Origin of the sequence: Lentzea sp. CA-135723 (assembly GCF_050936595.1) — a bacterium.
GTDB lineage: Bacteria > Actinomycetota > Actinomycetes > Mycobacteriales > Pseudonocardiaceae > Lentzea.
Window position 1 is genome coordinate 5,445,621 of the sequence record NZ_JBNJMK010000001.1, and the last position, 12,915, is coordinate 5,458,535.

General features: G+C 70.8%; 15 protein-coding genes. 3 read left to right on the forward strand and 12 right to left on the reverse strand.

All coding sequences use genetic code 11. The features are described from left to right. Nucleotides 1-2: 2 nt before the first annotated feature. From panD to ACQEU1_RS24860, 4 genes are all read right to left on the reverse strand, one after another. Nucleotides 3-473 (reverse strand): aspartate 1-decarboxylase, encoded by a 471-nt coding sequence (gene panD, locus ACQEU1_RS24845; protein ID WP_433206194.1) that lies wholly within the window; start codon nucleotides 471-473, stop codon nucleotides 3-5. 9 nt (nucleotides 474-482) lie between these two features. After that, entirely contained in the window at nucleotides 483-1,373 is an 891-nt protein-coding gene (gene panC, locus ACQEU1_RS24850; protein ID WP_433206197.1) for a pantoate--beta-alanine ligase, read from the reverse strand. A 1-nt stretch (nucleotide 1,374) separates the two neighbouring features. Then, nucleotides 1,375-2,265 carry a Rossmann-like and DUF2520 domain-containing protein gene (locus ACQEU1_RS24855; protein ID WP_433206200.1) on the reverse strand — a complete coding sequence of 297 codons (891 nt, stop codon included), beginning with the start codon at nucleotides 2,263-2,265 and terminating at the stop codon, nucleotides 1,375-1,377. Nucleotides 2,266-2,367: 102 nt separating this feature from the next. After that, on the reverse strand, nucleotides 2,368-3,471 hold the full coding sequence (locus ACQEU1_RS24860; protein WP_433211731.1) for a PrsW family intramembrane metalloprotease: 1,104 nt from the start codon (nucleotides 3,469-3,471) through the stop codon (nucleotides 2,368-2,370). Nucleotides 3,472-3,600: 129 nt separating this feature from the next. On the opposite strand from ACQEU1_RS24860, the gene ACQEU1_RS24865 reads away from it, so the two are divergent. Then, nucleotides 3,601-4,515 carry an SAM-dependent methyltransferase gene (locus ACQEU1_RS24865; protein ID WP_433206203.1) on the forward strand — a complete coding sequence of 305 codons (915 nt, stop codon included), beginning with the start codon at nucleotides 3,601-3,603 and terminating at the stop codon, nucleotides 4,513-4,515. 25 nt (nucleotides 4,516-4,540) lie between these two features. On the opposite strand, the gene ACQEU1_RS24870 is transcribed toward ACQEU1_RS24865, so the two are convergent. After that, complete coding sequence (locus tag ACQEU1_RS24870; protein ID WP_433212017.1) at nucleotides 4,541-4,720, reverse strand: hypothetical protein; 180 nt, start codon at nucleotides 4,718-4,720, stop codon at nucleotides 4,541-4,543. Between ACQEU1_RS24870 and ACQEU1_RS24875 the strand changes: the two genes are divergently transcribed. Further along, nucleotides 4,653-4,955 carry a DUF1203 domain-containing protein gene (locus ACQEU1_RS24875; protein ID WP_433211734.1) on the forward strand — a complete coding sequence of 101 codons (303 nt, stop codon included), beginning with the start codon at nucleotides 4,653-4,655 and terminating at the stop codon, nucleotides 4,953-4,955. The genes ACQEU1_RS24870 and ACQEU1_RS24875 overlap by 68 nt on opposite strands. A 124-nt stretch (nucleotides 4,956-5,079) precedes the next feature. Beyond that, on the forward strand, nucleotides 5,080-6,159 hold the full coding sequence (locus ACQEU1_RS24880) for an NADH-quinone oxidoreductase subunit D (protein ID WP_433206206.1): 1,080 nt from the start codon (nucleotides 5,080-5,082) through the stop codon (nucleotides 6,157-6,159). Between the two features lie 167 nt (nucleotides 6,160-6,326). Here the strand turns inward: ACQEU1_RS24880 and ACQEU1_RS24885 are convergent, their stop codons facing one another. From ACQEU1_RS24885 to ftsH, 7 genes are read right to left on the reverse strand one after another with little or no spacing between them, the layout of a single operon-like run. Continuing rightward, the gene (locus ACQEU1_RS24885) at nucleotides 6,327-7,793 is read right to left on the reverse strand and encodes a DUF6779 domain-containing protein (RefSeq protein ID WP_433206209.1); all 1,467 of its coding nucleotides are present in this window, start codon (nucleotides 7,791-7,793) and stop codon (nucleotides 6,327-6,329) included. A 50-nt stretch (nucleotides 7,794-7,843) separates the two neighbouring features. After that, a complete protein-coding gene (locus ACQEU1_RS24890; RefSeq protein ID WP_433206212.1) occupies nucleotides 7,844-8,296 on the reverse strand; it encodes a DUF3180 domain-containing protein in 453 nt (150 codons plus the stop codon). Then, entirely contained in the window at nucleotides 8,293-8,787 is a 495-nt protein-coding gene (folK, locus tag ACQEU1_RS24895) for a 2-amino-4-hydroxy-6-hydroxymethyldihydropteridine diphosphokinase (RefSeq protein ID WP_433206215.1), read from the reverse strand. Before folK ends, ACQEU1_RS24890 begins: the two co-directional genes overlap by 4 nt. Beyond that, the gene (gene folB / locus ACQEU1_RS24900; RefSeq protein ID WP_433206218.1) at nucleotides 8,784-9,176 is read right to left on the reverse strand and encodes a dihydroneopterin aldolase; all 393 of its coding nucleotides are present in this window, start codon (nucleotides 9,174-9,176) and stop codon (nucleotides 8,784-8,786) included. Before folB ends, folK begins: the two co-directional genes overlap by 4 nt. Further along, a complete protein-coding gene (folP, locus tag ACQEU1_RS24905) occupies nucleotides 9,169-9,954 on the reverse strand; it encodes a dihydropteroate synthase (protein ID WP_433211737.1) in 786 nt (261 codons plus the stop codon). Before folP ends, folB begins: the two co-directional genes overlap by 8 nt. A gap of 32 nt (nucleotides 9,955-9,986) precedes the next feature. Beyond that, nucleotides 9,987-10,634 (reverse strand): GTP cyclohydrolase I FolE, encoded by a 648-nt coding sequence (folE, locus tag ACQEU1_RS24910; RefSeq protein WP_433206221.1) that lies wholly within the window; start codon nucleotides 10,632-10,634, stop codon nucleotides 9,987-9,989. After that, nucleotides 10,631-12,811 carry an ATP-dependent zinc metalloprotease FtsH gene (ftsH, locus tag ACQEU1_RS24915; RefSeq protein ID WP_433206224.1) on the reverse strand — a complete coding sequence of 727 codons (2,181 nt, stop codon included), beginning with the start codon at nucleotides 12,809-12,811 and terminating at the stop codon, nucleotides 10,631-10,633. The genes folE and ftsH overlap by 4 nt, the downstream gene beginning before the upstream one ends. Between the last annotated feature and the right edge of the window lie 104 nt (nucleotides 12,812-12,915).

Below are 12,915 nucleotides of genomic sequence, written 5' to 3' on the forward strand. Positions count from 1 at the left end.
CCTCAGTTCTCGGTCTTGATCAACGCGTCGAGCGCGGTCGCCTCAACGGTCTCAGAAGAAGGCGCGCTCGTGGAGCCGTTCACCAGACCGGACCCCTCCGGCGCGTGCGCGGGGTCGGCGCCGAGGTCGACGACCCTGTTGTCGGCGTCCACGAACACGACGCGCGGCTTGTACGTCCGCGACTCGGCGTCGTCCATCTGCCCGTAGGCGATCAGGATCACGATGTCGCCGGGGTGCACGAGGTGCGCCGCGGCGCCGTTGATGCCCAGCACGCCGGTGCCGCGCTCGCCGGGGATGACGTAGGTCTCCAGCCGGGCGCCGTTGGTGACGTCGACGATGGCGACCTGCTCGCCCGCCAGCAGGTCGGCGGCCTCCATCAGGTCCTCGTCCACCGTCACCGAGCCGACGTAGTGCAGGTCCGCCTGCGTCACGGTGGCGCGGTGGATCTTGGACTTCAGCATCGTGCGGAACATGGCATCCCCCTACTCGTCGCCTTCGCCGAGCAACACCGCGATGTTGTCGATCAGGCGGGTGGAACCGACGCGGGCCGCCACGAGCAGCCGCGCGTCGCCGTTCTCCGGCGCGGGACCGAGGTCCGGCCCGCGCAGCTCCAGGTAGTCGAGCTCGACCTCGGGCACCTGCGCCAGCACGTCGTGCGCTGCCTTCAGCACGGCGTCGGCACCGGCCGCGCTGACGTGCGCGCCGGCGGTCAGCGCCGCCGACAGCGTGACGGCGCTGTGCCGCTGCTCCGGGGTCAGGTAGGCGTTGCGGGACGACAGCGCGAGGCCGTCGTGCTCGCGGACCGTCGGCACGCCGACGACGTCGAGCGGGAAGTTGAGGTCGCGCGCCATCCGGTGGATCAGCTGGAGCTGCTGGTAGTCCTTCTGCCCGAACACGGCGTACGTGGGCTGCACGATGTTGAACAGCTTCGACACGACCGTGAGCACGCCCGCGAAGTGGCCGGGCCGGACCGCGCCCTCCAGCTCGTCGGCGAGCGGGCCCGGGTTGATCGTGACCTGCGCGCCGGCGGGGTACATGTCCTCGACGGACGGCGCGAAGACGATGCCGACGCGTTCCTCGCGGCAGATGTCCACATCGGACTCGAACTGGCGCGGGTACTCGTCGAGGTCCTCGTTCGGCCCGAACTGCAGCGGGTTCACGAAGATCGACACGACGATCACCGTGTTCTGCATGACCTTGGCCTCGCGGATCAGCTGCCGGTGGCCCGCGTGCAGGGCGCCCATGGTGGGCACCAGCGCGACGTTGCGGCCGGCGCCCCGCAGGGCCTTGATCACCCGGTTCAGCCGCTCGGGGTCGCGGTGCACCGTGACGTCGTCCGGGCGGTAGTCGTCCTTGGTCAGTGGCTTCGTCACGTCAGTCCTCAAGAGTGGTGCGAACGTCTTCTGCCGCGTCGGGCTTGAGCAGCCCTGCCCGCTCGGCCCGCTCGGCGGTGCGGCGGGCGAGCACGCGGTAACCGGGGAGGGTCTCGGGCGCCTGCCGCGCGAGCACGCCGAGGTGCTTGCGCAAGGTACCCGTGTCGCCGCGCGCGACCGGACCGGTTAGGGCCCTGTCGCCGTGGCGCAGCGCGTTGTCGAGGGCGGCGGACAGCAACGGGCCGAGCAGGCGTTCGGCGTTGGCGACGCCCGCGTTCGTGAGCAGGTCGGCGGCGTCGCGCACGAGCGTGATCAGGTGGTTCGCGCCGTGGGCCAGTGCCGCGTGGTAGAGCGGGCGGACGGCCTCGGGGATCCGGACGGGTTCCGCGTCCATCTCGACGACCAGCGCCTCGCCGACGCTCCACGCCACCTCGTCGCCGTCCGCGGCCGTGACGCCGACGCACGCCGAGCTCATCCGCTGCAGATCTTCCGAGCGGCCGGTGAACGTCATGACGGGGTGCAGCGCGAGCGTGAGCGCGCCCAGTTCGGCGGCGGGTTCGAGGACCTGGACGCCCTGCGCGCCGCTGGTGTGCACGACGATCTGGCCCGCGCGCAGCGAGTTCGTGGCGACGAGGCCCTTGACCAGGCCTTCCAGCGCGTCGTCCGGCACCGCGAGCAGCACCAGGTCGGCTCTCTGGGCGACCTCGGTGGGGTCGGCGACCGGGACGCCGGGCAGCAGTTCCTCAGCGCGGTTGCGGGAGGCCTGCGAGACGGCGGCAACGCCGGTCACCACGTGGCCCGTCCTGGCCAGCGCGGCGCCCAGCACGGAACCGACGCGGCCGGCCGAGACGACACCTACGGCAAGCCTCGCCGGACGTGGGGTCGCGTCCATGCGACTAACTCCTTCTGACGTTCCAGTCCCTGGCGCGGGTACCGGACGACGTGGCCGAGGGTAGCCCCGCCGGTACTGGCATTCCGCTGTCGGTGACCGGTCTCACCGGCGGGCGGCGGCCCTGGCGGCGTGCAGGGTGTCGAGCAGCACGCCGTGGCGTTGCTCGGCGCTCTGACCGGCCGTTCCCTGTTCGATCCGGTGCCGCAGGAAGGCGAGCTCGGTGACCGCGATCTGGTAGCTCCGCACGGCCTTGACCGACTGCTCCCCCGACTTGCGCTTGACCGCGCGCAGCCAGTTGCGGCGGCCGTTCAGGCTCGCGAGCAGAGCGACCTCGCTGTTGGCGATCCACCGGTTCTGCGCCATCGCGGCCAGCTGCCCGGCGACGATCCGCTGCTCCCGCCTGCGCTGCCACACGACGATCGTCACGGCACCGGCGAACACCGGCACCATGATCAGGAAGTAGAGGTTGATGAACTCCGCGCCCGTGCCGACGGTGGTGCTGAAGTTCCACAGCGAGTGCAGCCCGACCGCCAGCACGTAGCCGCCGATCGGCGCGAGGATCCGCACCTTGGCGTTGCTCGTCACCGCCGCGATGCCGACGCCGATGCCCGTCATGGCCGTGAAGAGCGGGTGCGCGAACGGCGACAGCACCCCGCGCAGGATGAACAGCGCGACCACGCCGCCGCCCATGTCGCCGAGGCCGTCGGTGACGAAGACCCGGCCGAAGTACCAGATGTTCTCGGTGAACGCGAAGCCCGCGGCCGTGATGCCCGCGTAGACCATGCCGTCGACGACGCCGTCGAACTCGTGCCTGCGCCGCAGGAACACGGCGATGAGGAACGCGGCCTTCGTCGCCTCCTCCACGATCGGCGCGCCGACGACTGCCGTGAACGTGGCGCCGTCGTTGGTCAGCAGGTCGCCGAGGACCCTGGACGTCTGGTTGAACGCGAGCGAGCTGATCGTGGCGCCGCACGAGCCCCAGATGAACGCGAAGAGCAGCATCTTCGCCGGCTCCGGCTCCCACCGGTCGATCCACAGGAACGCGGTCACGACGAACGCGACGGGGATCAGCGCGGCCGCGGCCCCCACGAGCAGCGGCTCGATGCCGATGCTCGACGTGCCCAGCGCGAACAGCACGAGCCCGGCCGCGGCCAGCGCGATGAGCGCCACGACCGGGAACAGGACGGTCCAGCGGCGTTGCTCGATGCGCTTCTTGGTGGGCGCGGCGGTCGCACCACCCGGCCTGGCCGGTGTCGGCGGCGTCGGAGGCCTGTTCGGCGTCGGCGTGAGGTCGGCGTCGGTCACGAGAAATGACCTTAGATGCACACTTGTCCGATGTTCGACTGGGAAGCCGCTTGGCACGCCGCGTTGTACGGCCCCGGTGGCTTCTTCGCCCGCGGCGAGAAGCCCGCCGCGCACTTCAGGACGTCCCCGCTGGTCGGCCCCGAACTCGCCGAGGCGCTGGTGGAGCTGCTGTCCCGGGTGGACTCGGCGCTCGGGTCTCCCCCGGTCGTGGACTTCGTGGACGTCGGAGCGGGCGGGGGCGAGCTCGCCTGCGCCGTGCGGTCCCTGGCCTCCGGGTCGCTGGCCGCGCGGCTGCGGGTGACCGCCGTCGAGGTCGGTCCTTTCGTTCCGCTGCCAGGAGTTTCCTGGACCTCCTCGGTGCCTTCGTGCGTCGGGCTGCTGGTCGCGCACGAGTGGCTGGACGCCGTGCCTTGCCCGGTGGTGACCGGGCCTTCTGCTGACCCGTGGATCACTCGGTGGTGGCCTTCGCTGGGGGACGGCGAGCAGGCCGAGGTCGGTGCACCTCGAGACGCCGCGTGGGCCGCGGCGGTGGGCGCGGTGCACGGGGCCGCGTTGGCGATCGACTACGGGCACCTGGTGTCGTCGCGGCACTTCTCCCTGACCGGATATCGGAACGGCCGTCAGGTTCCCGTGGTGTTCGACGGGTCCTGCGACATCACGGCGCACGTAGCGTTGGACGCTTGTGCCTCGGCTGCCGGCGGGGACTTCGTGCTGGTGTCGCAGCGGGATGCGTTGGGGGCCTTGGGGTTGAGCTCGGAGGTGGCGGGGTCCGGGTGGTCGTGGCTGGAGTCCGCCGCCCGTGCCGGGCGTGTCGCCGAGCTGCGGTCTCCTGCCGGGCTGGGGGCGTTCGGGTGGTTGCTGCACGGGCGCGGGGTGGCGGTGGCGGACCTGCTGCCACCGCTGCCTGCTTGGCGTCCGAATCCCGCCAGCTTTCGGTCGTCCTGACGTCGATCGTTGGGGGCATGCTGATTCACACCGTGTCGCCTGATGCTTCTTTCGCCGACCCCGGGCGGGAGTACCGCGCTTCCTCGCCCGGGGTGCCGTTGCGGTGCTGCCTGCGGAAGTCGCTGGACGGCGAGCCCGTGTGGCTGTTCCGGTACTCGGCGCCGTTCGGGGCCGGGCCGTACGCCGAGGTGGGGCCGGTGTTCACGCACGTGGAGTGCCCAGGCGGGGCTTTGGTGGATCGTCTGCCTGTTGAGTTGTTGAACAATCCGCGGATCTTGCGGGCTTACAACGCCGCAGGTCAGATCCATGACGGTGCGGTGGTGGAGCCGGGGGCGTTCGATCGTGCGATCGAGGGATTGTTCAACGATCCTTCGATCGAGGCGGTGCAGGTGCGGAGCGTGTCGCACGGCTGCTTCTTCTTCGGGGTGACGAGGGGCTGACGCCCAGCCGCTTTCCGATTCCGCGCCGCAGCCACACACGCCTTCTTCCATCGCGGGGCACCCCCACCCGCCACCCGCTCCACCGTGCGGCGCCCCACCTCACCGCCCGTGAAACCATGCTCGGGTGAGCGAGCAGATCACCGTCGGCGTGGGCGCGGGCGCCCGGTACCTCGGCGTTGACCGCGTCGTCGACCTCGGGCCCCTGCACCCCTCCGCCCACGGCGCGTACCGACTCCGGCTGACCGTCACGCCCGAGTTGGTGATCACGCGGGCCGAGCCTCTGGTCGGGCACCTGCACCGCGGGGCCGAGAAGTTGTTCGAGGTGCGGGACTACCGGCAGGTGCTGACGCTCGCCAACCGGCACGACTGGTTGTCGGCCTTCTGCAACGAGCTCGCGGTCGCGTTGGCCGTGGAGCGCATGACGGGCATGGACGTGCCGGCTCGGGCGCAGTGGTTGCGGGCGCTGCTTTGTGAGCTCAACCGGCTGATGGCGCACATGGTGTTCCTGACGCCGTTGGCGCCCAACGCCGCCGTGTACCGCGAAGGCGTGCAGGCGCTCATGGAGGAGGCGTCGGGCGGGCGGATCCACTTCATGTTCAACCGGATCGGCGGGCTGCGGGAGGACGTTCCGGCGGGCTGGACGGACCGGGTCGCGGCGTTTCTGTCCACTGTGGACCCGCTCGACATCGACTTCGGGAAGCTCGAAGGGCTGGGCGTGCTCAGCAGGGAGAGCGCCGAGCAGTACGGCGTCACCGGACCGATCGGCAGGGCGAGCGGGGTCGACTTCGACCTCCGGCGCGACGACCCGCTGCCGGCGTACCGGGAGCTCGGGTTCACGCCGATCGTCCGCACCGAAGGGGACGCGGCCGCGCGCGTCCGGTGCCTCCAAGATGAGATCGCCAAGTCGGTCGAGCTCGCCACCGCGTGCCTCGAGCGGTTGCCCGCTGGGGCGGTGAACCTGCGGCTACCCAAGGCGATCAAGGCGCCGGAGGGGTCGGTCTACACGCGGGTCGAGGCGCCGCTCGGCACGTCCGGCGTGCACCTGTCGTCGCGCGGCGAGAAGACGCCGTGGCGGCTCAAGCTGAGGACGCCGTCGTTCAACAACGTGCAGGCGTTGTCAGCGCTGCTGCCCGGCACACACGTCGATCAGCTGCCGCACGTGCTGAGCTCGTTCGCCGTCATCGTCGGCGACATCGACAAGTAGCGGGCTAGGCCCTGTCCTGCAAGTCCGTCGGGCGACAGTGGCAGCCGAGGGCCCCGGAGACGGCACCGCCGCGATGCCCGAATACGCCCGGTATGAGGGAATCGCGGCGGCACCGTCTCCGGGTCGCTCGCCCGCGCCTCTCACCTGACGAACTTGCAGGACAGGGCCTAGTCGTCGCGGCGACGGCGGCGGCGCGGGGCGTCTCCGCCGCCCAGGGACGCGAGGAGCTCGCTGACGGACTTGCCGTCCGCGTGGGCACCTGACGGGTCCTCCGGCGCGGCACGGCGGCCCGTCGAGACGACCGGCAGGCGCGTCGAGGAGTCCTCGGCCACGCGACGGCCGGACACGGAGGGCTCGTCCGCGGTGCGGCGGCTCGGGGTCACGGCCGGGAGCCTCGTCGACGACTGCTCCGAGGCCGACCGGCGGCCCACCGGCGGGAGCGAGACCAGCGAGTCCTCGGACGCGGTGCGGCGGGACGGCTCCTCGGGCCGGCGGCGGCTCGACGAGGGGGCGTCCGGCTTCAGGGTCTCCCACGAGCCGCTGTCCTGCACCGGCGCCGGGGCTGCCGCGGCGGCGGGACGGTCGTCGGCCCGGCGGCGGCCTCCACCGGCCTGCTGGAGGGACTTCGGGTCGATCATCTCGGTGCGCTCCGCCTGGCGCGGCTTGCGGGCCTCGACCGGCTTCGGAGTCGGCTTCGGGACCGCGGGAGCCTCGACGCGGGCGGTGGGCTGCGGGCGCTGGACGCGTTCGGTGCGGTGGACCTGCGCCTGGACGGGCTGCGCCTGCACGGTGGGAGGAGGCGGCGGCGTCTTCGGAGCGGCGGGGGTGGACAGACGGGCCGAGACGGAGGCCGCGGCGGCACCCGGACGCTGTTGCGGGCGCGGGGGTTCCTGCTTCACGGCGGCCTTCACCGGATCACGGCGGATCACGGCGGGCTGCGGGCGCGGCGAGCTCGGCACGCGCTCAGGGCGCACCGGCTCGGGACGGGCGGGCTCCCGGCGCGGCGGTTGCACCTTGGCGGCCTCGTGGGCGACGCGCTCGATCAGCTCGGTGCGCTCGGACGGCTTCTCGGCCGGAACGGAGGAGGCGGTGATCGCGGGCTTCGCGTTGATGATGCGCTGCTCGGCGCCGGCGGTCAGGCGGGAGGCCTCGGAGGCGAGCGAACGCAGGCGGGTCGACTCCGCGCGCAACGCCACGCGTTCGACCAGGACGTCACCGCCCAGCAGCCCCTGGAGGTTGTCGCGCAGGGCGTGGAGGTCGGCGCGCAGGGCCTCGATGTCGGCCCGCGACTCCTCCTCGATCCGCTTGCGGGTCTCGGACTCGATCTCCAGCTCGTACTCGCGCCGGGCGGCGACCTCGCGCTCCAGCTCGAGCTCGTAGACCGACTGGAGGTCGGCCACCTCGTCGTCACGCTCGGTGACCTGTTTGCGGTACTTCGCGGCGAGGAACGCACCCACCAGAGCCGCCCACAACGCGGCCACCACGGCCAACCGCAGCATGCGGGCGCTGTCGCTCAGCACGAGCACCGCCGCGGCCACGAGGGCGAGCGCCAGTGCCGCTACTAACAGCAACCGCCCGGAGCCACGACCGTGATCTTCTTGCTCGTCGTCGGTCGACGCGCCTCGCCCGGTCATGCGCACTACGGTACCGCGTAGTTATGCGACTGAGACCTACGGCCGGGTATCTATTCCGTCCCGGAACTCTCATTGGGCGTCTTGCAGCAGTGCTCGAGCCACAGCGCGGCGCCAGTCAGAGCAGCGGCCGAGATCATCCCGATCACCGCCGCCACCAGGTCGTTCGCGGCCGCCGGGAACGAGTCGCGGACGGGGATCACGTACACCAGGACCCCGGTCCAGACACCGAGCATCAAAGCGCCCAAAACAGACGAAGCCTTTGCCAATGCGACGGCCCGCGCGGCCGTCAGCGGCTGCACCGGACGCGCACCGGGCTTGCGCTGGATCCGCGCCCGCAGCGAGAACGCGAGAACGACCTCCACGACCGCGATGACGACCAGCGTCGACCCGGCCAGCACGGGCAACGGCGGCAACGTGTCGTACGCGAGTCGCAGCAGCAGATGAGCCAGCAACGCGGCGATGAGCGCGACCGCGGTCAGGTCGCGGGGACGGGTGAACCTCACGAGTCCATCCAACCGGAAAGCACGAGATCGTCACGCCGCCGCACGCCGTCGGCCGAGAACTCCAGCGCCGCAACGGGTCCGTGCCCCGGCAGCACGGCGTCCGGCTCCACGTCGAGCCACGGGATGAGGACTGTTGCGCGCTCAAACGCCCCAGGATGCGGCAGCAGCAGGTCGGGGTGGTCGGAGGTCACCCCGTCCACCGAAACCACGTCCACGTCCAACGTGCGCGGTCCCCAGCGCTGCTCCCGCACACGCCCGGCGGCGTTCTCCAACGCCTGCCCGCGCCGCAGCCAGCCCCACTCGTCCACGTCGTCCGCCGAGACGACCAGGACGGCGTTGAGGAAGTCCGGCTGGTCCTCGACACCCCATGCCGCCGTCTCGTACACCGGAGAGACGGCGACGACGAACGGCCGCAACCCGTCGACCACGGACTGCAGGAACGCGAACCGGTCCCCGAGGTTCGACCCGATCGACAGAACGGCGCGGCTCAAGGCTTTTCCTTCGGCAGCGGTGCCGCGAGCCGGCGCGACCGGCGGATCGTCACCGACACGTCGTCGAACGTCAGCGGGATCGGCGCCGAGGGCTTGTGCACCGTCACCTCGGCGGCGTGCAGCCGGGTGTCCGCCATCGCGGCGTCGGCGATCTTGCCCGCCACCGTCTCGATGAGGTCGTACGGCTCGCCGCCGACGATCTTCGCGGCCATCTCGGCGAGCTCGCCGTAGTGGTAGGTCTCCTTCAGGTCGTCCGTGCGGGACGCCGACGAGAGGTCCAGCCACAGCGTGATGTCGACGACGAACTCCTGCCCGTCGCGCTTCTCGTGCTCGAAGACCCCGTGGTGGCCGCGCACCCGCAGCCCCGTCAACGCGATCCGGTCAGCCATGTCCCCGCCTCCACGCACCGGCGACGGCGACCGCGTCCAAGGTCCGGTCGACGTCGTGCACCCGCACACCCCAAGCCCCGTTGAACGCGGCCAGCGCCGAGATCGCCGCCGTCGCGTCCTCCCTGCCGTCCGGCGGCCGGTTGCCGAGCAACGTGCCGAGGAAGCGCTTGCGCGACGCCCCCACCAGCACCGGGAAGCCCAGCTCGACCAGCTCGTCCAGACGCTGCAGCAACTCCCAGTTGTGGTCGCCGAGCTTCGCGAACCCCAGCCCGGGATCGAGCACGATCGACGACTCCGCGACGCCGGCGGCCAGCGCGGCCTCGACCCGTTCCAGCAGCTCCGAACGAACGTCCGTCACCACGTCGTCGTACGTCGCCAGCTCGTCCATCTCCGTGCTGTGCCCGCGCCAGTGCATCAGCACGTACGGCACACCGGCGGCCGCGACGACCGACGCCATCTCCGGATCGGCGAGGCCACCGGACACGTCGTTCACGATCGACGCGCCCGCCTCCAAGGCCGCCGCGGCGACGGAAGCGCGCATCGTGTCCACGCTGACCGGCACCTGGTCGGACACCAGCGCGCGGATCACCGGCACGATCCTGGCGATCTCCTCGGCGGGCTCGACCCGCTGGGCGCCGGGCCGGGTCGACTCTCCGCCCACGTCGATCATGTCGGCGCCGCGCTTGAACATCTCGACGCCGTGCGCGACCGCGTCCCGCCGGTCGATGTAGCGCCCGCCGTCGGAGAACGAGTCGGGCGTCACGTTCAGCACGCCCATCACGACACAGCGGCCGGGACGAGGCAGTCCGGTCACCTCGTCCGGCCCCTGATCAGCTCGATCGCTTCTGCCCTGGTGGAAGCTGACGTGCGCAGTAAACCGCGCACCGCGGACGTCGTCGTGCGGGAACCGGGCTTGCGCACACCGCGCATGCCCATGCACAGGTGCTCGGCCTCCATCACGACGATCACGCCGCGCGGTTCGAGCTTGCGCACCAGGGCGTCCGCGACCTGCGACGTCAGCCGCTCCTGCACCTGCGGCCGCTTCGAGTAGAGGTCGACGAGCCTGGCGAGCTTCGACAGCCCCGTGACCCGGCCCTGCTCGTTCGGGATGTACCCCACGTGCGCGACGCCGTGGAACGGCAGCAGGTGGTGCTCGCAGAAGCTGAACATCGGGATGTCAGTGACGAGGACGAGCTCCTCGTGGCTCTCGCCGAACGTCTTCTCCAGCACGCTGTCCGGCTCGGTGTGCAGGCCCGCGAACAACTCCCGGTAAGCCCGCGCCACCCGTGCGGGTGTCTCGAGCAGACCCTCCCGGTCCGGATCCTCACCGCACGCGATCAGGAGTTCGCGCACCGCTGCCTCTGCCCGCGCCTGGTCGAAAGCCCGCCGCGCGGAGACGCCGGCCTCCCCGTGGTGGGTGAGGCCGGCGTCTCCGTCGAGCTGTTGTTGCTCTGTCACTGCCGCTCGTCCTGGTCAGGCTGCGGCTTCGGCTCCCACACGTTGTGCGGCTTGCTGCCGGGCACGGTCGCCGGAGTCCACCCGGGAGGCGCGCCGTAGTTCGGCGGGACCGCCTGGTTGGTCGGCTGGTGCGCACCGTTCGAGCCGTTGGCCGAGGGCAGCTGCTCGGTGACGGGTTCCGCGACCGCGGCCTCGTCCTCCTGCTTCAGCTCCTCCTCGATCGCGTCCTCGACGACCGGCGGCCACGGCTCCCCGCGCTCCTTGGCGAGCTCGCCAGGGGTCTTGACCGGCGGGATGTCGGACGGCGTGCGGTCACCGAAGTCGTTGAACTGGGTGATCCGCGGGCGCTTCTCGACGCGGGCGAAGATCCGCTCCAGGTCCTTCTGGTGCAGCGTCTCCTTGTCGATCAGCTCGAGCGTGAGGTCGTCGAGGACGTCGCGGTAGGTGTTGAGCACCTCGTACGCCTCGGTGTGCGCGGCCTCGATGAGCTTGCGCACCTCCTCGTCGATCTCGTGCGCGACCTCCAGCGAGTAGTCCGCCTGGCGGCCGGCCGAGCGACCGAGGAACGGCTCGCCCTGCTCCTGCCCGTACTTCACGGCGCCGAGCTTCGCGCTCATGCCGTACTCGGTGACCATCGCGCGGGCGATCTTCGTCGCCTGCTCGATGTCGTTGGACGCGCCCGTCGTGGGCTCGTGGAAGACGAGCTCCTCGGCGGACCGGCCACCCAGTGCGAACACCAGTCGCGCGATCATCTCGGACCTGGTCATCAGGTCCTTGTCCTCTTCCGGCACCGAGAGGGTGTGACCACCCGTGCGGCCGCGGGCGAGGATCGTGACCTTGTAGACCGGGTCGATGTCCGGCATCGCCCACGCGGCCAGGGCGTGCCCGGCCTCGTGGTACGCGGTGATCTTCTTCTCCTTCTCGGAGATGATCCGGCTCTTGCGGGCCGGACCGCCGATCACGCGGTCGACCGACTCCTCCAGCGCGGCACCCGTGATGGTGTGGCCGTTCTGGCGGGCGGTGAGCAGCGCGGCCTCGTTGATGACGTTCGCGAGGTCGGCGCCGGAGAACCCGACGGTGCGCTTCGCGAGGCCGTCGAGGTCGGCGTCCGCGGCGAGCGGCTTGCCCTTCGAGTGCACGCGCAGGATCTGCTTGCGACCCTTCAGGTCCGGTGCGGACACCGGGATCTGCCGGTCGAAGCGGCCGGGGCGCAGCAGGGCCGGGTCGAGGATGTCGGGGCGGTTCGTCGCCGCGATCAGGATGATCCCGCCGCGCGAGTCGAAGCCGTCCATCTCGACGAGCAGCTGGTTCAGCGTCTGCTCGCGCTCGTCGTGCCCGCCGCCGAGACCGGCACCGCGGTGGCGGCCCACCGCGTCGATCTCGTCGACGAAGATGATGCACGGCGCGTTCTGCTTGGCCTGTTCGAACAGGTCGCGCACACGCGAGGCACCGACACCGACGAACATCTCGACGAAGTCCGAACCGGAGATCGAGTAGAACGGCACGCCGGCCTCACCGGCGACGGCCCTGGCGAGCAGCGTCTTACCGGTTCCCGGCGGACCGTAGAGCAGCACGCCCTTGGGGATCTTCGCGCCGAGCGCCTGGTAGCGGCCGGGGTTCTGGAGGAAGTCCTTGATCTCCTCCAGCTCCTCGACGGCCTCCTCGGCGCCGGCGACGTCGGCGAACGTCGTCTTGGGCATGTCCTTGGAGAGCTGCTTGGCCTTGGACTTGCCGAAGTTCAGAACGCGGTTGCCGCCGCCCTGAGCGTTGTTCATCATCCACATGAGCAGCAGCAACAGCAGGCCGAGCGGCACGAGGTAGATCAAGATCTGCATCAGGATGGACTCCTGGCTGACCTTGGTCTCGACGGTCGGCTTGTTGGTGGCCTGGTCGAGGACGTTGAAGATCTCGTCCGTCGCACTGGCCGGGTACTGCGTGATCAGGCGGTTGCTGCCCTCGAAGCTGGTGCCGTCGGTGAGGGTGAGTCGGAGACGCTGCTCCTTGTCCTCGATCGTGGCTTCCTTGACCTTGCCGTCCCGCACCTGTTGGAGTGCCTGGGAGGTCTTCACGGGGTGATATCCCCGCGAGTCGTCAAAGAGAACGGTGAAGACGAAGTACAGCAGCAACACCGCAGCGATCCACAGCAGCGGGTTGCGAAGCAGGCGCTTGCGGTCCATGCACTTACGGCCGGCGGGCGGCCTCGACCCTCCCTGACTTGCGCGTCGGGCAGTGGAAGACCCACATACCGCGTCCGACCAGCCTACCGCTCGCTGGCCGGGTA